Origin of the sequence: Staphylococcus saccharolyticus (genome assembly GCF_900458815.1) — a bacterium.
Classification (GTDB): domain Bacteria; phylum Bacillota; class Bacilli; order Staphylococcales; family Staphylococcaceae; genus Staphylococcus; species Staphylococcus saccharolyticus.
Genome location: NZ_UHDZ01000001.1, coordinates 516,345 through 538,108 on the forward strand (window position 1 = coordinate 516,345; position 21,764 = coordinate 538,108).

Sequence of the window (21,764 nt, forward strand, 5' to 3'; positions counted from 1 at the left end):
ACTACAAAAAAATTTATTTTTACATTTAAATAAAGCACTTACATTAGCATCATCTATACATTTTTTGTTTGAGTCATATATTGATAATATCAATTATAGTATGGAAAATTAAAAGTAGATAGTGTAGAATATGTTTCTATATTTACAAATTTTCTAAAAATTACAAAAAATTGATTGTAAAATCAAGATAACACTTATAATAATCTTATATTTGAACATTCATTACGTTATGTTTATATCATTTAAAAAGTTATTACAAGTGTGATAAAGTTTCTTAATGTAAAACTTTAAAAGGTAGAGAACAACTTAGAGATTTGTGAGGTCAGATGTATCGTTTTATTTAAGGTTTCTAATTTAAGTAGAAGGAGTAAGTGATTGATGGATACTTCAAAAAATTTTAGGGGAGATAATCGTCTATTATTGGGGATTATTTTAGGGGTTATTACATTTTGGTTATTCGCACAGTCACTTGTTAATTTGGTTGTTCCTTTACAATCATCATATAACAGTGATATAGGTACCATAAATATTGCCGTCAGTCTGTCAGCGTTATTTTCAGGGTTATTTATAGTAGGCGCAGGGGATATTGCAGATAAATTCGGACGAGTAAAACTTACATATGTTGGCTTGATTCTCAATATTATTGGTTCAGTTTTAATCATTATCACACCTTTACCAAGTTTGTTGATTATTGGTCGTGCTGTTCAAGGTCTATCTGCAGCATGCATTATGCCAGCTACGTTGGCAATCATCAATAAATATTATATTGGGACTGCAAGACAACGAGCGTTAAGTTATTGGTCAATAGGTTCATGGGGGGGGAGTGGTGTTTGTACACTGTTTGGAGGATTAATGGCAACAAATTTAGGTTGGCGTTCAATCTTCATAGTATCAATTATATTGACGATTCTATCAATGTTTTTAATCAAACATACGCCAGAAACAAAAGCTGAACCTATAGGAGATAAACCGTTAGAAACGAAGAAGTTTGATGTGATTAGCTTAATTATTTTAGTCGTTTGCATGTTAAGTATTAATGTTATCATTACACAAGCGTCTAACTTAGGTTTGTTTTCTCCAATCATTTTAGGACTTATCGTGTTATTTGTTGTTTCTTTGATTGGCTTTGTTATCTATGAAAATAAAATCAAGCATCCTCTTGTTGATTTTGATATTTTTAAAAACAAAGGATATACAGGAGCAACAGTTTCTAATTTCATGCTTAATGGTGTTGCAGGGGGGACATTAATCGTTGTAAATACATACTATCAACAGCAATTAGATTTTAACTCTCAACAAACAGGATATATTTCACTTACGTACTTAGTTGCAGTATTAATAATGATACGTGTGGGTGAAATGATTCTGCAAGCACTAGGACCTAAACGTCCATTATTACTGGGAAGTGGATTAACACTATTAGGCTTAATCTTACTGTCTTTAACGTTCTTACCTAATACATGGTATATTGTTGCTAGTGTTGTAGGATATTTGTTATTTGGTGCAGGATTAGGTATTTATGCAACGCCATCCACAGATACTGCAGTTGCACAAGCACCAGATGATAAGGTTGGTGTTGCTTCAGGTGTGTACAAAATGGCCTCATCCTTAGGGAATGCCTTTGGTGTTGCCATTTCAAGTACAGTATATAGTGTGTTAGCGTCTCAACTTAATTTAACGCTAGGTGGGTTCACGGGTGTGATATTTAATGCACTTGTTGCATTTTTAGCGTTAGTTTCAATATTATTCTTAGTTCCGAAAAAGCAATCGAATGTTTAAATATAATCATTTAGAGGCATCACGGCACATGTCGTGTGCCCTAATTTTTAAATGACAATTAACAGAAAATTGAAATATTATCATAGTGTGTTATTGACTAGTCATTACTGAAGTAGTATTTTTAAAACAATATTATTAACTAAGGGGATGACATAAATGAAAATTGCAATTGCAGGTTCAGGAGCGTTAGGTTCTGGTTTCGGTGCAAAGCTATTTCAACATGGTTATGACGTCACGCTTATCGATGGATAGGACCCACAAATTACAAAGATACAACAAGAAGGTTTGCACATTGACATTAATGGTGAGTCACATCACTTTAATATACCTATGCATCGTCTAACAGAAATTCCCTCAGATGCATTATATGATGTCGTATTTTTATTTCCAAAATCAATGCAACTCGAAGAAATTCTCAAATATATTCATCCTCATCTTCATGAAACAATGATTGTTGTATGTACCATGAATGGCTTGAAACATGAATGTATCATCCAAAAATATGTTTCAGTAGACAGAATAGTGTGCGGTGTAACAACCTGGACTGCTGGAATTGAGCAACCAGGACATACTCATCTAATGGGCCAGGTCCAGTAGAAATTGGTCATCTTAAACCAGAAGGCAAGAAGAATGTCAATGTCATTGTTGATATATTACAAAAATCTGAATTAAATAATGTAATCTAGCGATGTTAAATGATAGCACTTATGCTCAGAATTTAATATACAAGATAACTCAAGAAATTGTTCACGTTGCCACTTCAGATTATGTCTATCTTAATGTTGACGAAGTATTTGACTATTTAATTGATTTAAACGAAAAAGTAGGGCCACACTATCAGTCAATGTATCAAGATTTAATTAATGATAATCGTAAAACTGAAATCGATTATATTAATGGTGCAGTTTCACAATTAGGAAAGGAAAATAAAATCCCTACACCAGTAAATGAATTTGTCACTAATCTTATTCATTCAAAAGAAAGCCAGCGTCAAGCACAATAAATAATATAAGTAGTCCATTATCTTTATCATTTAAAAAGATGTGTACTACTTTTTTTGTGGAATGTTAGATATGCTTGAGTCATTTGTTGAACGGGTAAAACGAACAATGCAAATAAAAAGGAGTTGTTATCATGTCTAACACATGTAGGAGAATCATGTTGACAGGTATTGCAGGAGGATTTATTGGTGGTGCAGTTAAAATGGGGATGGGAAGCACTTGTTCCGCCAAGAACACCTGAACGTGACGAAGAACCTCCACCAATGACATTACTTCATAAACTTAACTTATCAGAAAATGTGAAAAACGCTAAATATACCTATAATCAAAATGACATTCCAATTACAGTGATGGGTGTACATTATGGGTTCTCAATAGCAAATGCTTTTGTGTATGCGCTGCTTACAGAAAAATGTCCGAAATTCTCAACGTTTAGAGGAGGGGCATTTGGTATTATGATTCATATTCTTTTCCCTGAATACTTACTTCCTAGACTTGGTATAACACCAGAGGTTGAAGATTTACCAAAAGAAGGACGACTTTCTGAGCTATTCGCACATATGATTTAGATGAATTCGATTGAATTTGTAACATTAGCTATCAAATAATATGAGGGTGGTACAGAAATCGTATTAAATTCGTTGACCCACCGAGGTCCCCCGTACCCCAACTTGCAATGTCTGTAGAATTTCTGAGAGAAATTATGGAGATCCAGGCTTGTAAAAGATAAAATGTCTTCAATAAATTGAAATAAAGCACGATTTACAGCGAGTTTAAGTAGAGATATAGTCTCTAAACGTGTGCTGTATATCGTGCTTTTTTTAGTAGTTCATCAGTGGTTTCTAATGTCTTCGGCTTCTTTACTTGTTAAATTTTGTTGTAATTGAAGCGCTTCATGTCGAGCAAGCTTTTGGTAATATGAATGTGCAAAATGCATTTGCACGATTAAGAAAGCAGCACTTATACTCCAGTATAAGCCTATAGCTGCCGCTGAATGTAGGGAGGCGTAAGTGATAAATAGTGGTGAAAACACCATCATAAAATAATATGTCTTGCGCTGTTCTTTAGGGTAATGTATTGAGTTGACAAGTGGTTGTATAAAATACATCATTGCCGCAATAAAAGTCATAATAATATCTGGCTTAGTTAAGTCAAACCATAAAAAATGATGATACTTAGTGATTCCATCACTTGTAGGATATTTCAAGCTCATATATAAGCCCATCAAAATAGGCATTTGAATAATGACGGGCAGACATCCAATCATGTTTTTTAGTGGATTGATGTCATATGATTTATATTTTTTCATTAAAAGCTGATTAGCTGCATTTCGTTCTTCTTGTGAATCAGCGTGTTTAATTTTTTCTCGTACAGCATCTAGTTCTGGTTGTACAATTTTCGTTTTTTCTCGCATCATATGCATGTTTTTAACTTGAATTAACATTAAAGGAAGTAAGATAAAACGTACGATAAGCACGATGGCTATAATCGCAAATCCGTAATTATCATGAAAAAGTCTTCCTAAAAAGTGAAGAAACCCATCCATAGGTTTAACGAAAAAGCTATAAAAAATACCAGTTTGATTTTCCTTTTTAGAATAGTCGCATCCTGCCAATAATACAATTAAGCTCATTATTATAAAAATCAATCGTTTACGCATAGCTATACTTCCTTTTTCTATCTGTTCCTAGTATATATATAATTATTCTAATATTCGCCTTTAACAATTACGCACAAAGTAATTAAATTTAAATTTGATTGTACGCTCTTAAAGTAACAAAATTTATGCCTATGCGTCACTACTGATTACTAAATGTTCATATTATTTTCTTAAATGTTTTGTTTGATAACTAATGACTTTGATTGTTTAGTCAGAATGATTAGCGATAACCAAACTGTTACCATTAAAACAAAGAAATAGATACTTGCAATTAACCATTTTGGGTATGAAGGTAACCAAGATAAGATAAATGACCAACTTGCTCCACTGAAAATAAATATTGGAAGTAAATAAGCCACTATATTAAATAGTGTGAATAAAGTAATGATGATGATAAAAGTGATGAAAGATTGCTTTTTATCGTTATAAATTAAAAGTTTACGTCGTAAATCTCATTAGCGTTAACATTGTAAATAATAACGTACCAAGTATAGCAATGATTGTGGTTGTAAGTTATTCACTTTTTGATTGATTTATCTTGTCTTCAAGTGTTGTATAATGATCATTATTTAAAATTTGTGAGTTTATATTGTTCGCCAATTCAAATACTTGTTTAGATTTCATATTTGCTAAAACAACGATTCCGTAAGATTTTTTAGGATTTAACAAGATTTCAGATGAAAAATTGTCTAGTATTCCTGTATGAAAAATAATATTATCATCCGTATTGACGAACCAACCTGCACCATAACCGTCTGCATCATCTTTACCGATAGATGTAGCAAAAGCTTTGTGAGATGTCTCGATAAGAGGTTGACTAGTCACTGGTGGCTTTAATTGAAATTTAACCCAGTTTCTTAAATCTTTAGTACTAGACATCATAAAGGCGGCGGGTGTGTCTCCAATATTAAATTCAGGTTTAGATTTTTCTACATTTCCATTGAATAATTCATAGCCCGTCGCATCATCTTTACCTTTGACATTCGTAGTTTTGAATGTCGTATGCACCATATTTAGAGGGTTTAAAATGTGATGTTGAATATAAGAAATATAAGATTTGTGTGATACATTTTGAATGACTAGTCCTAGAATATCGTAATTCATATTGGAGTATTCAAATGTTTCACCTGGACTATGATTTAGCGACTTACCTTTTGCATACTTAACAATATGGTCTATCGTATTGTAATCTTTAAAATAATGATTTTCTTCAGTGATATCAAAAGGTATTCCACTAGTTTGACCGAGCAATTGTTTGATGGTTATATCTTGTTTTTCATCGTCATATTTCATATAAAAATCAGGTATGTATTTAGATACCTTATCGTTTAGATTGACCTTTCCTTCACGAACCAGTTGCAAGATAGCATATCCTGTGAAAGCTTTAGTATTAGAGGCGATTTCAAATTTTGTTTTCGGGGATACCTTTTTCTTTTGTGCTACGTTGGCATACCCATATCCTTTATCCATAAAGACTTTGTTATCTTTAATAATTAACACAGAGACACCGGGGATATCTCCTTTTTCCATTGTTGAAAGAACCATTCTATCAATTTGTGTTTGAGAATGATCTGTAAGCATTGTTATATTTTTACTATGAGCAGTGTAGTGCTTAGTTACTATGGCTACAAATAATAAAATAATTAGTGTGACGACAGTGATTTTAAACTTTTTTCTTTTCATTGAACATCCTCTACCTAATTCCTTTCAGTTTATTGTTCACAATTTAGATGTAATAAGTGAGTTTATTATAACAGTTTTTTTGAAAAATTATTCAAATGAAGTCACATTACATCGTTTACAACTAGTTTTTTTAGTTAAAAGTTGCAAATTTTCAACTAAAAATAAGTGTACAATAACACTATTGGAGTAAATGAGGTGTTAAAAAATATGTGAAAAACCTATACATTTTAAATTTATGGGAGTATAGTGTACCCATCGATATAAGAGTTAAAGAGGTAGGAGTCATGTTCAATCAATTTAAAAGACTTTTAATCGGTAGACCTAAGAAAAATAGAGATTTGAAGGATGAAAAAATTACAAAATTCAAAGGTCTAGCAATCTTGTCTTCCGATGCTTTATCATCTGTTGCATATGGGCCAGAGCAGATTTTGATTACTTTATCGGTAATTGGAGCAGTCGCTTCTTGGTATACTTTACCTATTGCCGGTGCTGTTTTAATATTACTTACAGCTTTAATTATGTCGTATCGTCAAATTATATATGCTTATCCTAAGGGCGGGGGCGCATATATGGTGTCTAAGACGAATCTCGGTGAAAAATGGGGATTGCTTGCAGGCGGTTCTCTATTAGTAGACTATATATTGACAGTTGCTGTGAGTATTTCATCAGGAGCAGATGCTTTTGTAGCTGCCTTTCCTAATTTGTATCACTTTAAAGTATTAATTGCTTGTTTATTAGTATTGTTTATTTTGATTATGAACTTACGAGGGTTGACTGAATCAGCAACTGTATTATCTTATCCAGTCTACTTATTTATCGTAGGATTAATTATTCTAATAATTGTAGGAACATATCGTGTCGCTATTGGGGATGTACATCCACACATGCAGTCAACTGTTGGAACTGCAGTACCAGGCGTTACGTTATTTTTACTTTTAAAAGCATTTTCTTCTGGTGCATCATCCTTAACAGGGGTCGAAGCGATTTCTAATGCTGTCACTAACTTTAAAGATCCAGCACCGAAAAATGCTGTTAAAACTTTAGTGATGATGGGTACAATATTAGCCGTTCTATTAGTGGGTATTGTCTCATTATCATATGTATATGGCATTATGCCACAAACCGAAACGACAGTGCTTTCACAGCTCGCTTCAAAAATATTTGGTGAAAATGTCGCATTTTACTTTGTACAAGCAACGACTGTAATGATTTTAGTTTTAGCTGCGAATACAGGATTTACAGCATTTCCAATGTTAGCAGCATCAATGTCTAAAGATAAATATATGCCACGTATGTTTATCGTGCGTGGTGATCGATTAGGCTATTCTAACTCAATCATTACATTAGGTGTGTTAGCCATTATCTTAATTATTGTGTTTAATGGTATGACTGAAAACCTAATACCTTTATATGCGGTAGGTGTGTTTATTCCATTTACACTAGCTCAATTTGGTATGGTTTTAAAATGGACTAGAGAACGACCTAAAGGTTGGAGTATCAAACTGTCATTTAACTTAGTTGGTGGAACGATTACTTTTATTGTTTTTATGATTTTATTAGTCACTAAATTCAATCAAGTATGGCCAATTCTTTTATTCTTACCATTTGTCGTACTCGTATTTATAAGAATTAATGTACATTATAAAAATATTGCAGATGAATTACGATCTGATATTGATGTCCATGATATACCAGTTGTTGATCGTAGTTTGGCGATTGTTCCTATTCAAAGCATTACAACAGCAGTAGATAAATCTATTTACTATGCTCAAATGCTGGCAAATAATGATGTTATCGCAGTGCATGTCACATTTGGTGATGAGGATGAAAAGGCCTTTTTGGCTAAGTGGAAACGTCATTTCCCTGAAGTAAGGCTTGTTATTTTGCATTCTGAGTATAGAAGTATCATTCGTCCTATATCGCGTTTTATTGATAAGATTCGCAAAAAAGCGAATGATCAAAACTATTTAATCACTGTAGTTGTACCAGAATTTATTCCCAAAAAACCTTGGCACAATTTATTACACAATCAAACAAGTGTAAGATTAAAAATGCATTTGATTTATCAAAAAAATGTTATATTATGTACTATTCCATTTAAACTTATGAAATAAAAAAAGAGGGTCAGAACGTACATTCTAGGATGGGTTTTTGATCCTTTTTTAGATTTAAATATTTCTACTAATTCTTTGATCTGAAGTGCTTTGTCTACGTGCAAGCGCCTCAGCATTCTTTTTATATTTCTTATAATAGAAGAACAAGAAAATAAACTACAGTGGTGAAATAAAAATAGCAGCTCGGGTATTGTTGCTAAAGAATAATAAAATAAATACGAAGAAGAAGAAAGCAAGTACAATGTATCCCATCATTCGACCACCTCTTAATTTAAATTTATTTTCTTTATGTTCTTGTGGATTATAGACAATGTAAGACATAATAATCATTGCCCAAACAACTAAGAAGAGAACAGTTGATAGCGTTGTGATATAGATAAATAATCGTATTGCATTTGGAAAAATAAAGTTAAGCAGTGCTGCAATTAATAAGGCGAATGATGATACGAACATTGATAAGTATGGTATCCCATTAGCATTGGTTTTTGTAAGTTTTTTAGGCCCTAATCCCTGTTTAGCTAATCCAAATAAGATTCTACTGTTAGAGTATATTCCACTATTTGTTGCAGAAGCAGCTGCAGTTAATAATACCAGCAGCTAATGGCACGCCAATCAAAGTAAACAATTTAACGAATGGACTGCTGTCTGGGTCAATATTATACCATGGGATGACTGACATAATGACGAGTAGTCCTCCAATGTAGAAAAGTAGTATTCTAATAGGAACGTTATTAATTGCTTTAGGTATTGTCTTTTCAGGCTCCTTTGTTTCTCCAGCAGTGACATCAATCAGTTCAATACCAATAAATGAATAAACTGCAATTTGGAAAGACATTAAGAAACCGAATATTCCGTGAGGGAACATTCCATGATGATGAACTAAATTTCCAAATGAAGCATGACCATATTCTGTTTTAAATGATAGAAAAATAAGTACGAGACCGACGATAACCATTGCAATAATTATTACGACTTTAATAATTGAAAACCAAAACTCTAGTTCCCCAAATAATCGAGCACCGAGTAAATTAAACGAGATTAAAATCAATACAATGAATAGTACAGTTAGCCAATGGGGGACTTGTGGATACCAAAAAGCAAAATATTGTCCCGTAGCTGTAAGATCAGACATACTTGAAACAATCCAACAAATCCAATATGTTCAACCAATAACAAAGCCACCAAAAGATCCTAGATATTCATCGGCGATATCATCAAACGAATTAAATTTAGAATTGCTTAGCAGTAATTCTCCTAATCCACGCATAAATGCGAATAATATCATACCAATAATCATATAAGTGAATAACAGTGGTGGTCCAGTTAATGCAATTGTTTGCCCTGAACCTAAAAATAACCCAGACCTATTGCACCGCCAATAGCTATCAATTGGATGTGACTGTTACTCAATTCTCTATGCAACTGCCTAGCCATAAACTTCCCCCTAAAAGTTCTTTTATGAAAGCGTTTACTTAAACATAATGTTATAGAAAGCATAATTATAAAGCAAGAATTTTCAGAAATATAAGTAAATACATATATTTGTATGACTATGATAACTATTACTTATAATTATTTTAATTTCAATATGTTGGAATATTTATAATGAAAATTATGATTAATTATAGTCTTTATTTTTGAAATAGCAAGTATTTGTATCATGCTCAATGATTAACAATCAGTATGGACTATGTAATAATGATGTTTATTGTATTAAAAGTGAAAGAGTGGGTAGTGAAGATGAAAATAGGTGTAATTTCAGATTTACATATAGATCGACATTCACATTTAATGCTAAAAGCATATATAACAACACTATGTGATGTTGTTAAACAAAGAGACATAGAAATGCTTATCATTGCGGGAGATATTTCCAATCATTATCAACGTAGCTATCAATTTATTAAACAGTTAAAAGCTAATAGTGAGATATCTGTTGTCTTTATTCCGGGTAATCATGACTTTTGGATAGATGAAACTGATCAATCTTCAGCGGAAATACTAGAATTTTATCAGTCAAAAGCAGAGTGTTTAATTGGAAATCCTCATATCATTAACGATTCTTGGGCGATAGTAGGGCATACAGGTTGCTATGATTATAGTTACACAGATAGCCGTTTTTCTCAGTATAAAATAGAAAGGGGACAACATTATGGGGGAACTTGGTAAGATAAAGTTCGTATAGACTGGTCTATTTCTGATCAGCAACTATCTATAAGTGCTGCAAAAAGGGTAGAATCGGATATCAAGAAAGTAGGAAACAGGCAAATCATTCTAGTGACGCATGTCGTCACGCATCCTCAATTTGTAGTACCTACACCTCATCGTATTTTCGATTTTTTTAATGCATTTATAGGTACACATGATTTCGATCAGATTTATGAAAATTATCCTATTCGTTATAGTATTATAGGGCATGTTCATTTTAGAAAAAAACTTTATGAACATGGTATTCATTATATTTGCCCTTGTTTAGGTTATCAAAGACAATGGAGAACTCAAGATATAGTTAAAGAAATGAATGATGCATTAGTAGAATTTCATATATAAGTGTAGGAATATAGCAAACCACAAAGAAATAACTTTATTTCCTTGTGGTTTATTTTATTATGATTATTAATGAGGTTGAATATAAATACATTTTTGACCTGGTGCGTTATAACTTTGTTCTAACTTTTCTTTTTTAATCTTAATAATTTGTTTATTGTTAGGAATGATAGATGGGAATATAATATATTTTGATAAACGACTCCATAGCGGATCAATGTAATAATGGTAATGTTCATCATATCCAATTAATAACGTAATATGAATATTTGAAACTAGCTTGGTCGGTTTGTTATCTAAATGAAATACGCGTCGAAGTGCCTTTGCACCTAAACTTGTATGATAAATCATCACGGGTTGACCTTGATTGATGACGTGTTCAAGTTGTTTCAAACTTGTACCTGTACCATTAATAAAATGTGAATCATATTGTGTAAGATAAGGAACAAACGCATCAGGAAAAATGGTTTGATGATGACCCAATTTAACCAATAGTGGATGACCCACGTATCCTTTATAAGGATTATTAGGATGTTTCGGCCACTTACTCATAATTTCAGTAGCTTTTACAGAATAATGATTAAATTGTAGTAACATCGCAGCTGAAACACCTTCACATCCCATGACTATAGGTATTGGGAATAATTGGCTTATAGGTTTAACTGGTAAAATTTTCTTCATAATATTTTCCTCGACGAAATATAATATATACAACAAACAATATTATATAACGTACCATTCATTTAGTATATAAAAATGATTTAGCACATTGATAGTGGTAATCGTTTCTGAAAAGGGTTATAAAAATTAAAATAAACATGAGATAGGGGTAACTAAAATGGACTTTAAAAAACAATCAATAGGAGATATAAAGGTTATTGGTGTATACAGACATTTTAAAAGCAGGGGGCATGCACAAAGTAATATTCCAGACTTTTGGGAAGATGTTCACAATATGAAGCTAGATCAACGTTTATTAGAAAAGAGCAATCATATATTCCATGGATTACTAGGTATATGTATACCTCAAGAAGATTCAACTATGAATTATGCAATTGCTGTGACCAGTGATGACAAACCTCATGATGGATTGGAAACATTCAACATAGATGCTGGCAACTATATGGTGGTTGAAGCACTTGGACCTGTTCCACAAAGTGTGCAACAAACAATGAAACAAGTTCATAGTAAATTAATGAACAATAGTGAGATTCATTTTAAAAATGGCCCTTTTTTTGAAGTGTACAGTGAAGGAAATATGCAAAGTAAAGACTACGTAACTGAAATTTGGTTACCTGTAGACTAGAAAAAAAGGCAATTTCTGATTCTACCATGCAAAAATTGCCTTTTAATTATGATTTTGATTGACTAGAAATCATTTTAAAGTAGATTAATTGAAGAACAATAAGTAAAATAGCTGTCATACTTATAATAAGTAAATAAGGCGTCATATCTTGTTGACCATTTAAACCTACTAGTGGTGAAATCATACCACCTAAAATAAATTGAAATAAGCCAAGCAAACTTGATGCGTTGCCACTTCCACCGGAACGTTCAGCCATTGCCATTGAAAAACTTAATGGTGCAATTGAAGTGACGGGACAAATATTGATAAAAAAGCCAATCAGTAGTACATATAAAGGAAGGTGCAACGTTAGAGCTAATATGAGAATGATGACACCAATGATTTGACATATTGTTAAATAAATCAACATAGTATGTCGGTTTGTTTTTTCTACTAAGATAGCAGTAATTTGGCTTAAAAGAATTAATCCAATACCGTTCATTGCAAACATAAAGCTATATTGTAGTGCACTCATGTGATACATTTTTTGAGTTATAAAAGGAGAAGCGGCAGAATAACTAAATAGCATGACATAAGTTAAACCTTGCAATAACATTGGTATGACAAATGCAGGTCTTTTTAGTAGTTGACCAAAGTCTTTAAATATTGTTTTGAAATTAAGTTGTACATGTGACGTTTGGATATGAGAAGGCATTTTAAGAAGAATACCTATCGATACAATTAAAGTAATCATTGTAAGGAAGACAAATATCATTCTCCAACTTGCAATAGATAATGACAAACCTCCCAAAAGTGGAGCAATAATTGTAATGATTCCATTAACAACCATCAATGAAGTTAAAAATTTCGCCAATTCATCCCCATCATATTTATGTCCTATAGAAGCTTTAGCAATGACAATTGCGCCACCTCCAGTTAGTCCTTGAATCAACCTGATAGCTAAGAATAGTGTTAAATGAATTGAAAATATTGATATTAAAGTCGCTATAAGATAGACAGCTAATAAAATAAGTGCAACCATTTTGCGACCATAAACATCTGATAAAGGGCCAAAGAGAAATTGACCAATAGCTAAACCTATCATCGCAAAGGATAATGTGAGTTGAATTTCTGAAGTTGTAGAATCAAACGCTTGTTGAACTCTAGGTAAAGAGGGTCCATACATGTCGATTGTTAATGGACCAAATGCTGTCATAACGCCTAGTATAATGATTAATATCTTTGGAAAGTGTTGAGCACTTGAAGTCGTCATCATCAAGCTCCTTTTAAAAAAGTTACAGCATTAATTATATACGTTTTACATGAATTTGTAATTACATAACGTTAATATTGATATTTGAATATATAAAATCCTAAGAAGATATATTGCTATAAATCTTCCTAGGATTGTTTACTGATTAGAGAATCGTTAATTATTTTAATTTCCTGAATTGGAACCATTTAAAATGCTTTCTAACTTTGATTTGATGCTATCAAATTTTGTATTAATATCTTCTAGCATACTATTGATTTTGCTTTGATTTTCGTTATTTTGTTGAGCGTTATTGGCACTTTTAAGTTTATCAATCTGTTTTTGATAAAACTGAGTGAACTTGGAGTCGGCATTGTTTTGTTCTTGTTGTTTTAATCGATCAATTTGATTTTGTAATTTTTCAATTTGAGATTCACTATTTTTTTTGTTTTTAATGTCACTCTTAGCTGAGTCTACCTGCTGATTGATATCGTCATTTTGACTTTCAACTTGTTTTTCATAATTTTGAGATACATTTGGATCATTGCTTGCTTTATCATCGTTATGATTCATGATTGCACGCGTGATAAAGATTGCTACGATAATTAATAAAATAATAATGATAGCGATGAGCCACTTTTTCGTTTTACTTGATTTTTCATTTTCCTCTTCTAACTGTTGTTCTCTACGATAGTCACGACCATTATAGTAACGCTCTGGTTGGTCTTCGTAGTCTCGAGGATTTTTTTGTTGGTCAGGTCGATGATTCATTCTATTTTGAGACTGTTGTGTGTGACTATACTCATCTTCTTCTGAATGTCTTCGATGGTTCTGGTATTGATTGTCATACTTGTAAGAATTTCTATACTTATCTGTTCTTTTCATTCTGCCACCTCATTAAAAAATTTCTTTATCAATTGTTGTTCCTTTTATCTTGAGTTATATTAACCTAGCGATATTGGTTGCGGTGTGATTCAAATAACGTGTGCCGTTTTGGAGAGCATCATTTAAATCGCCGGGATGCTCAATAATACTAAACACACTATCTATTCCGTGAATGTATATCTCCTGATAGTCTTTACCTAAGCTACCACAAATGGCAATAACAGGGATATGAAAAGCTTTAGAATCTTTGGCAACACCTATAGGGGTTTTCCCATAAATGGTTTGTTTATCTATTTAACCTTCTCCTGTTATGACTAGATTGGCATCTTTTACTCGATTTGTAAAATGTGTTTCTTCAAGAACAACTTCAATTCCTAGTTGTAATTGTGCATCTAAAAATGCCAATAATGCAGCACCTGTTCCTCCAACGGCGCCTGCTCCAGGAATATGTTTAATCGTTTTGTTTAATTCTAATTCAATTTTATCATGATAGTGATTAAGTGCGTAATCCAACTTTGGTATCATCTTTTGTGTTGCACCTTTTTGAGGACCATAAACAGCCGTGGCCCCATTTTGATCTAAAAAGGGATTTGTTACATCACACGCCACCTTAATTTCAATATCTTGTAACTTAGGATTGATATGAGAGACATCAATCCTTTCGATATTTGCTAAATTAATACCGCCTGGTTGAATCTCATGTTGATACTGATCTTTAAATGAAATACCTAAAGGTTGTAACATGCCAACGCCACCGTCATTCGTAGCGTTTCCCCCAATACCTAAAATAATCTTTTTAACCTTATGATTAAGCGCATCATTAATCAGTTGCCCAGTACCATAAGTAGTTGTATAAAGTGGGTTGCGTTCATTGTCGTCTAGTAATGCTAAACCTGAGGCAGCCGCCAATTCAATAATTGCGGTTTGATGCTTATCACTTCTTGCATAATTAGCTTCAATATCTCTAATCATGGATCTTTGATTTTAACCGTATAATTAGTAGCATCGAGTGCTTCTCGTAATGTTTCAGTCGTTCCTTCACCACCATCAGCCATAGGGATAATTTCGTAAATCACATTTTCGTCAAATATGTTTTGAAATCCTTCTTGAATAGTTTGAGCAACTTCCTTTGCTGTCATGCTTTCTTTAAATGAATCTGGTGCAATGACTACTTTGTAATGAGACACTCGCATCACTTCCTCAATAGATATCTTACTTTCATTCTATATAAAAATTAAGTTTAACTAAAGTAATCTTATTATTTAAGATGGAAATAGATAGTGAATTGTATAATAATATGATTATAATGAAATAAATAAAGAATTTGATACTTTAAACTAGAGTAATAGCTATCATCAAATTTACTGTCATACTTAGCTCATTTCTTATAATTGGTGATAAAAATATCACAACTAAAAAAGCGCAGAGAGGGAACACCATGAAGCAACTAAGACACAACGAATACCTTTTGTGGTATATAGGAATTTTTGTATATTATAGTATTATGTCAGTGATTACACCATTGTCGTATGTAGATTGGCACGTTCATTTAAGTCAACTCATGCATCATATTTCACAAGAAAATGGACGTTACTTAGGAAATCTCTTTGAATGGCTTGCCATGAATAGTAGCATTTTAAAAATATTGATATATGCTACACTTTCATGTGGAATCATTTATCTATGTACACTCGTTGCTCAAGTACATAAAAATGTATTCTATGTGATTATCAGCTTTATAGCACTCTTGTGTATGCCTAGTTCAATTTATGGGGAAACATACGGATGATTTGCTGGTTTTTATAATTATATTCCTTCAACAATCATTGCGCTTTATATATTTTATATAGTTGTTCGTATTGTTGATGATAACAAAATACTTTCTGATATATATTTATGGTTATTTCTATTAGCAAGTTTATGTGGACAATTTTTTCTTGAAAATATTTCAATAACAAATAATTTAGTGATATTAATAGGTAGTATCTTATACTTCTATTTTAAAAGAAAGTTGAGCTATTACTTAATTATGAGATTAATGCTTAGCTTGATTGGTGCTATTATCATGTTTTAAAATCCAATTTACTTTAAAATTAAAGATGGACAAAGTGTATATTACTCATTTTCAGATAGTAAAAGGCTTATACATAAAATGGGTGTTACAGTATTAGAGCAATTACCTAAATACATCTTAATCAATATCTGATTTTAACAATTATTTCATTAATTATTGCGGGATTATTATATCGAAATGAAAGATTTCGAAGTCAAAAGATAGTGATAAGAGTAGCACTCATAATGAGTTTGTTTACGGTTTCATTTTATAAAGTGATGGTCTATGATCAATTTAATTTTGAGTCTTATCAAAAGGTATTGTTCATAGATATACTTAATGTGCTCGTATGTTTTATCTATTTTGTTAGTCTCATTTATTTTTTGATAGTGATTGTAAATGAGCGTTATACCTGTATGATTGCACTTGGATGTCTTCTTTCGATTGCATTATCAGTGATACCGCTATTATTCGTATCACCGATAGGCAATAGAAATTTTTACTATATATATGTTTTATGGCTTATAATTTTACTTTGTATTATTAAACAATATAAGGTTACAACTTCCTATGTACAGTTCATTTTACGAATATTGGCATGTACAGTAGGTACTATCACGATTTTATGATTTAGTTTGATATACTTTAATAGTGTACAAAGAATTGTAGAAATTGAACAACAACTCGCTCATGGGAAGCGTCACAATAATATAGTCTTAGAAAAGTTGTCATTCGAAAACTATACACCCTTTTCAACACCAATGACAAGTCAACATTTCAACGACTTTAAGAACTATTATCACTTACCTAAAGATTTAAAAATTAAAATCATGCCGTATGGTTCAAATGAATAAGTATTAAAGGAGAAACATATGAGATTAAACCAAACACATTATGAAATCATTAAATTTGTAATAGTGGGTGTAATTAATACTTTAAATTACTATATTGTATATCTTTTCCTTCTTAAGTTATTAAATGTTAATTACTTAGTCAGTCATATTGCAGGATTTATTGTAAGTTTCATCATTTCATATTACCTAAATTGTTATTTTGTTTATAAAGTTAAACCAACTTTGAAGAAATTTCTTAGTTTTCCTTTAACTCAAGTGATTAATATGGGAATACAAACGGTACTTTTATATGTATTTGTAAAATGGTTTCATGTGTCATCGGAAATTGCACCTTTTGCTGGATTAGTTATCACTATTCCTATTACATTTATTCTTTCAAAGTGGTTATTAAAGGATTAATTTATCGTACCATGCTAAGTCAATATATTTAGGTGGTACTTTTAATTATCAAACGTGATTAAAAAAAGAGAAGTTATTTTTCTAGAAACGTTGAATTAGGTTTATCTAAAAAAATCATTTGATTATAAATATAAAAAATATGAAAATAAAAAAACGTTGTAATGACCAAATGAATGATTCATACTATGATTACTAGAGGATTTTAAGGTGGTAAGTAAGGATGTCTCAAAGCGAAAATTTGAAGATTGCTCAACGTGGAGCTTTCCTTAGTTTAGTGGTATATATCGTTCTTTCAATCGCTAAATACATTACTGGGTATGTATATGATTCAGCAGCCGTTCGTGCAGATGCTTTGAACAATATGACCGATATTATTGTGTCAGTTGCTGTGATTGTAGGACTCAAAATTTCTATTAAACCTGCAGATAAAAATCATCCGTATGGACATATGAAATCTGAGAATATCTCAACGTTATTAGTTTCATTCATTATCATGTTTGTAGGTATACAAGTCGTTATTGAGAATGCGCCAAGATTATTTACTCAAGACACACATGTACCCAATTTCGTGACGATAATCGTCAGTGTACTCAGTGGTATCATTATGCTAGGAGTATATTTTGTTAACTCTTTACTTGCTAAAAAAACAAATAGTAGTTCATTAAGTTCGGCATCAAAAGATAATCTATCTGATAGCTTAGTGAGTATAGGTACAGCTATTGGTCTGATTTTCACCCAAATTGGGTTTCCTATCGTCGACATTATTTTAGCGAATATTTTAGGTTTATTGATTATTTATACAGGCTTTGGGATATTTAAGGAATCTATTTTTGCTTTGAGTGATGGTTTTAATGAGCAAGATTTAGAAGAATATCGCAAAGATATTTTAGAAGTAGACGATGTGATTGCTGTCAACAATGTTAAGGGAAGATATCACGGTAGCAGTATCTTTTTAGATGCTACGATTGTCGTAAACCCTAATTTATCTTTATATGAGGCACATCAAATATGTGATAGGGTAGAAATTCATTTGCATAATAAAGGGATTTCATCCGTTTATGTGCATCCTGAACCAAGTAAAGCAAAGTTTAGACAATAACTTTATTCCAATCTTATGTATACAATTGAGTGGCAACCAGTATAAAAAAGTATGTACGTGTTTTTTAGGCTGCCGACAAACATTTCAAATTTTGTTGGCAGTTTTTTATGTATTTATTTCTGAGATGACTTTAGCTGTCAGATGTTGACTAGCATTTATTTTTTGTATCAGCGAATCTAGTTAAATTTTTATTTTTAAGCTTTAAGTTAACAAGATATTACGAAAATAGTCATATAATCGTTTTGGAAAATAAGTTTAAGAGTTTTATAATGGGAGTAGAGAAAGATAAAAGTGAAATCAATGATTCATGTAATCGTAAGAACATGTTAATAATCTAATTGTTATGTAACAAATTCATCACTGAGATTGTTAATACGTTGATTACATAATTACAAATGAGAAAGGTGTTTGAACTTATGCCAAATTTAATATTATGTCGTCACGGACAAAGTGAATGGAATGCAAAAAATTTATTTACAGGTTGGGTGGATGTAAAATTATCTGAACAAGGTATTGAAGAAGCACAAACTGCAGGTAAAAAAATTTATGAAAATAAAATTGAAATAGATGTTGCTTACACATCATTACTTACAAGAGCTTTAGAAACTACTCAATATATTTTAGCTAGTTCTGAACAACAATGGATTCCAGTTAATAAAAGTTGGCGCTTGAATGAACGTCATTATGGAGGTTTACAAGGCTTAAATAAAGATGCTGCCAGAGAAAAATGGGGGGAAGAACAAGTTCACCAATGGAGACGTTCTTATGACGTTCAACCTCCAAAAGAAAGTGAAGAACAAAGAGAAGAATATTTAAACAATCGTAGATATCAACATCTAGATAAAAGAATGATGCCATATTCTGAAAGTTTAAAAGATACTTTAGCACGTGTAGTTCCTATTTGGGCTGATCGTATCTCTCAACATTTATTAGATGGTGAAACTGTGTTAGTATCTGCACATGGTAATTCAATTCGTGCACTTATTAAATATCTTGAGAACCTTTCAGAAGAAGAGATTGTAGGTTATGAAATTAAAACAGGAGCACCACTCGTTTATGAACTTACAGACGATTTAGAAGTTAAAGATAAATACTATTTACAATAGAAGCAATCATTTTTAAATATCATTAAAAATGTTAGTTAGAAAGAAGCCATTAAATGAAACGTCATACTTTCATTTAATGGCTTTTCAATTGTGTAGTTATATTGTTAGTATTTGAGAATTTGAAGAAGTAAATATACGTTTGAAAAGATTTAAATCAATGGTTTAACCATTGAAGAGAACAGTTAAATAAAGTAAGAAGTATTATTATTTATCTTGATTTTGGTGTTGTTTAATTATTTTTAAGGCACGTTTGCGCGTTTTAATATTAGGACTATTAAGATTACGACGTGCAGTTTGTAAATCTTGTTTCATCATATCTTCCTCCTTATGTAGATACATTACATTATGAAAGAAAATCATCACTTTGTAAACAGTAATTATTGTGATTTGTAAAGTTTTTATTAGTCAAATCTTTGATGAGCCGACTTAATGAACATTAAGATATAAATATGTATGTATAATTAGCTGATGTCTTATTTGATTGTATATGGAGGGGCAATAGGGTGAGCTTAACATTTAAGTTAATCATGATTATAATGATGTTGCTCGGAGGGTTTTTTGGTTTATTAAATGAAACGTTATTAACAACAGCATTACCAAGTATTATGAAAGATTTCAATATTGAATATTCCCAAGTTCAATGGTTAACAACTGCATTTTTACTAACTAACGCTGTAGTCATACCATTATCAACACTTGTTATTCAACGATTTACGACACTACAAGTATTTTTAACAGGTATATTTATCTTTTTCATTGGAACAATTGTAGGTGGTTTTAGTCCTAATTTTTCAATGTTGCTTATTGCGAGAATTATTCAAGTGCTCGGTTCAGGTATTATGATGCCATTAATGATGACAACTATTTTAGATATATTTGGGCCTAATGAACGCGGTAAATACATGGGGATATTTGGTCTAGTTATTGGATTAGCTCCTGCTATCGGTCCAACATTGTCAGGATATTTAGTAGAGTATTTCAATTGAAGATCTTTATTCCACGTTGTTGCACCAATTGCAGCAGTCACTTTTATCATGGCACTATTCACAATTAAAAATGTAGGAACTATTATGAAGGTACCCATTGGCATTCTTTCTATTTTACTCTCTATTTTAGGTTTTGGGGGATTACTCTATGGAACAAGTTCAATTTCACATGATGGTTGGAATAATCCATTAATATTAATAACAATCATTGGAGGTATGATACTTGTTGCTTTGTTTATTTAGAGACAATCACGTTTAAAAATACCTTTACTTAATTTTAGTGTATTTAAAAATAGATAATTTACTATAGGCATATTAATTATGGCCGTCACTATGGTTTCATTGATTGATTCAGAGACAGTATTACCTATGTTCGTTAAAAATTTACTGCATCACTCTGCCCTTGATTCAGGACTTATTCTGTTACCTGGAGCTATAGTTATGGCAATCATGTCCATGACTTCTGGTGTCATGTATGAAAAGTTCGGAGCTAAGCCCTTAGCCATTATTGGTATGCTAATTGTTATCATAACAACTGCTTACTTCGTAGTGATGGATGAACATACATCAACTATAATGCTAACGACTGTATATGCAACTCGTATGATAGGAATCGCAATAGGGTTAATGCCTGTGATGACATATACTATGAATCAGCTCTCTCCAGAAATGAATGCACACGGTTCATCTATGACTAACACAGCACAACAAATTGCTGGATCAATAGGTATAGCTGGTTTAATAACTATTTTGAGTCAAGCAAGTCAACATTACTCACCTAAAATGGGTAATTATCAAGGAATGAATAAGCAAGAAATGATTGAACAAATTAAAATAGACATAATGCTACACGGTTATCATGCAAGCTTTTTATTCGCAGTTTTAATTACAGTGATTAGTTTTTTATTTACGTTTATGTTGCAGAAAAAGTCTAAACAGTCGCAAACGACAAAGATTCAAAACTAAACTGCTAACCTGGTTTAAGATTCAATTTATAGATTTGATGTAAAGAACTTCTTGTTGACTATTATAATTGAAAGGGATAAAATGTTTTTATTCAG

General features: G+C 31.7%; 13 protein-coding genes and 7 pseudogenes. 12 read left to right on the top strand and 8 right to left on the bottom strand.

Features of this window, described 5'->3' with window-relative positions; genetic code table 11:
- Nucleotides 1-378: 378 nt before the first annotated feature.
- From DYE57_RS02285 to DYE57_RS02295, 3 genes and pseudogenes are all read left to right on the top strand, one after another.
- On the top strand, nucleotides 379-1,779 hold the full coding sequence (locus DYE57_RS02285) for an MFS transporter (RefSeq protein ID WP_115312712.1): 1,401 nt from the start codon (nucleotides 379-381) through the stop codon (nucleotides 1,777-1,779).
- Nucleotides 1,780-1,935: 156 nt separating this feature from the next.
- Nucleotides 1,936-2,782, top strand: a pseudogene (locus tag DYE57_RS02290) (2-dehydropantoate 2-reductase).
- Nucleotides 2,783-2,913: 131 nt separating this feature from the next.
- Nucleotides 2,914-3,349, top strand: a pseudogene (locus tag DYE57_RS02295) (DUF1440 domain-containing protein).
- A gap of 263 nt (nucleotides 3,350-3,612) precedes the next feature.
- On the opposite strand, the gene yidC reads toward DYE57_RS02295, so the two are convergent.
- Together yidC and DYE57_RS02305 are read right to left on the bottom strand one after the other, a co-directional pair.
- Nucleotides 3,613-4,440, bottom strand: coding sequence for a membrane protein insertase YidC (yidC, locus tag DYE57_RS02300; protein ID WP_115312713.1), 828 nt, complete (start codon nucleotides 4,438-4,440; stop codon nucleotides 3,613-3,615).
- Nucleotides 4,441-4,610: 170 nt separating this feature from the next.
- Nucleotides 4,611-6,123: pseudogene (locus tag DYE57_RS02305) on the bottom strand (serine hydrolase domain-containing protein).
- Nucleotides 6,124-6,407: 284 nt separating this feature from the next.
- Between DYE57_RS02305 and DYE57_RS02310 the strand changes: the two are divergent.
- Complete coding sequence (locus DYE57_RS02310) at nucleotides 6,408-8,237, top strand: APC family permease (protein WP_115312714.1); 1,830 nt, start codon at nucleotides 6,408-6,410, stop codon at nucleotides 8,235-8,237.
- A 156-nt stretch (nucleotides 8,238-8,393) separates the two neighbouring features.
- Here the strand turns inward: DYE57_RS02310 and DYE57_RS02315 are convergent.
- Nucleotides 8,394-9,627, bottom strand: a pseudogene (locus tag DYE57_RS02315) (amino acid permease).
- Between the two features lie 350 nt (nucleotides 9,628-9,977).
- On the opposite strand from DYE57_RS02315, the pseudogene DYE57_RS02320 reads away from it, so the two are divergent.
- Nucleotides 9,978-10,787, top strand: a pseudogene (locus tag DYE57_RS02320) (metallophosphoesterase).
- A gap of 66 nt (nucleotides 10,788-10,853) precedes the next feature.
- Here DYE57_RS02320 and DYE57_RS02325 read toward each other — a convergent pair.
- Nucleotides 10,854-11,468 carry a C39 family peptidase gene (locus DYE57_RS02325; protein ID WP_165417857.1) on the bottom strand — a complete coding sequence of 205 codons (615 nt, stop codon included), beginning with the start codon at nucleotides 11,466-11,468 and terminating at the stop codon, nucleotides 10,854-10,856.
- A 154-nt stretch (nucleotides 11,469-11,622) separates the two neighbouring features.
- On the opposite strand from DYE57_RS02325, the gene DYE57_RS02330 reads away from it, so the two are divergent.
- Nucleotides 11,623-12,090 (top strand): GyrI-like domain-containing protein, encoded by a 468-nt coding sequence (locus DYE57_RS02330; protein ID WP_115312716.1) that lies wholly within the window; start codon nucleotides 11,623-11,625, stop codon nucleotides 12,088-12,090.
- A gap of 46 nt (nucleotides 12,091-12,136) precedes the next feature.
- On the opposite strand, the gene DYE57_RS02335 is transcribed toward DYE57_RS02330, so the two are convergent.
- From DYE57_RS02335 to DYE57_RS02345, 3 genes and pseudogenes are all read right to left on the bottom strand, one after another.
- Nucleotides 12,137-13,342, bottom strand: coding sequence for a putative multidrug effflux MFS transporter TcaB (locus tag DYE57_RS02335; protein ID WP_165417830.1), 1,206 nt, complete (start codon nucleotides 13,340-13,342; stop codon nucleotides 12,137-12,139).
- A gap of 165 nt (nucleotides 13,343-13,507) precedes the next feature.
- On the bottom strand, nucleotides 13,508-14,206 hold the full coding sequence (locus tag DYE57_RS02340) for a hypothetical protein (protein ID WP_115312718.1): 699 nt from the start codon (nucleotides 14,204-14,206) through the stop codon (nucleotides 13,508-13,510).
- Nucleotides 14,207-14,260: 54 nt separating this feature from the next.
- Nucleotides 14,261-15,393: pseudogene (locus DYE57_RS02345) on the bottom strand (glycerate kinase family protein).
- Nucleotides 15,394-15,644: 251 nt separating this feature from the next.
- On the opposite strand from DYE57_RS02345, the gene DYE57_RS12205 reads away from it, so the two are divergent.
- The 5 genes from DYE57_RS12205 to DYE57_RS02365 all read left to right on the top strand — a co-directional run bounded on the left by DYE57_RS12205 (nucleotide 15,645) and on the right by DYE57_RS02365 (nucleotide 19,717).
- Complete coding sequence (locus tag DYE57_RS12205; RefSeq protein WP_232619688.1) at nucleotides 15,645-15,995, top strand: hypothetical protein; 351 nt, start codon at nucleotides 15,645-15,647, stop codon at nucleotides 15,993-15,995.
- 899 nt (nucleotides 15,996-16,894) lie between these two features.
- A complete protein-coding gene (locus DYE57_RS12210) occupies nucleotides 16,895-17,113 on the top strand; it encodes a hypothetical protein (protein ID WP_232619687.1) in 219 nt (72 codons plus the stop codon).
- A gap of 18 nt (nucleotides 17,114-17,131) precedes the next feature.
- Nucleotides 17,132-17,512 carry a GtrA family protein gene (locus DYE57_RS02355; protein ID WP_115312719.1) on the top strand — a complete coding sequence of 127 codons (381 nt, stop codon included), beginning with the start codon at nucleotides 17,132-17,134 and terminating at the stop codon, nucleotides 17,510-17,512.
- 220 nt (nucleotides 17,513-17,732) lie between these two features.
- The gene (locus tag DYE57_RS02360; protein ID WP_115312720.1) at nucleotides 17,733-18,611 is read left to right on the top strand and encodes a cation diffusion facilitator family transporter; all 879 of its coding nucleotides are present in this window, start codon (nucleotides 17,733-17,735) and stop codon (nucleotides 18,609-18,611) included.
- Nucleotides 18,612-19,027: 416 nt separating this feature from the next.
- Nucleotides 19,028-19,717 carry a 2,3-diphosphoglycerate-dependent phosphoglycerate mutase gene (locus tag DYE57_RS02365; protein WP_115312721.1) on the top strand — a complete coding sequence of 230 codons (690 nt, stop codon included), beginning with the start codon at nucleotides 19,028-19,030 and terminating at the stop codon, nucleotides 19,715-19,717.
- Nucleotides 19,718-19,921: 204 nt separating this feature from the next.
- Here the strand turns inward: DYE57_RS02365 and DYE57_RS02370 are convergent, their stop codons facing one another.
- The gene (locus DYE57_RS02370; protein ID WP_115312722.1) at nucleotides 19,922-20,029 is read right to left on the bottom strand and encodes a putative metal homeostasis protein; all 108 of its coding nucleotides are present in this window, start codon (nucleotides 20,027-20,029) and stop codon (nucleotides 19,922-19,924) included.
- Nucleotides 20,030-20,220: 191 nt separating this feature from the next.
- On the opposite strand from DYE57_RS02370, the pseudogene DYE57_RS02375 reads away from it, so the two are divergent.
- Nucleotides 20,221-21,669, top strand: a pseudogene (locus tag DYE57_RS02375) (MDR family MFS transporter).
- Nucleotides 21,670-21,764 lie beyond the last annotated feature (95 nt).

Bases quoted from the DNA above. Each gene is read 5' to 3' on its own strand.
- DYE57_RS02285 (WP_115312712.1), top strand. From the start codon at position 379: ATGGATACTTCAAAAAATTTTAGGGGAGATAATCGTCTATTATTGGGG.
- yidC (WP_115312713.1), bottom strand. From the start codon at position 4,440: ATGCGTAAACGATTGATTTTTATAATAATGAGCTTAATTGTATTATTG.
- DYE57_RS02310 (WP_115312714.1), top strand. From the start codon at position 6,408: ATGTTCAATCAATTTAAAAGACTTTTAATCGGTAGACCTAAGAAAAAT.
- DYE57_RS02330 (WP_115312716.1), top strand. From the start codon at position 11,623: ATGGACTTTAAAAAACAATCAATAGGAGATATAAAGGTTATTGGTGTA.
- DYE57_RS02335 (WP_165417830.1), bottom strand. From the start codon at position 13,342: ATGACGACTTCAAGTGCTCAACACTTTCCAAAGATATTAATCATTATA.
- DYE57_RS02340 (WP_115312718.1), bottom strand. From the start codon at position 14,206: ATGAAAAGAACAGATAAGTATAGAAATTCTTACAAGTATGACAATCAA.
- DYE57_RS12205 (WP_232619688.1), top strand. From the start codon at position 15,645: ATGAAGCAACTAAGACACAACGAATACCTTTTGTGGTATATAGGAATT.
- DYE57_RS02355 (WP_115312719.1), top strand. From the start codon at position 17,132: ATGAGATTAAACCAAACACATTATGAAATCATTAAATTTGTAATAGTG.
- DYE57_RS02360 (WP_115312720.1), top strand. From the start codon at position 17,733: ATGTCTCAAAGCGAAAATTTGAAGATTGCTCAACGTGGAGCTTTCCTT.
- DYE57_RS02365 (WP_115312721.1), top strand. From the start codon at position 19,028: ATGCCAAATTTAATATTATGTCGTCACGGACAAAGTGAATGGAATGCA.
- DYE57_RS02370 (WP_115312722.1), bottom strand. From the start codon at position 20,029: ATGAAACAAGATTTACAAACTGCACGTCGTAATCTTAATAGTCCTAAT.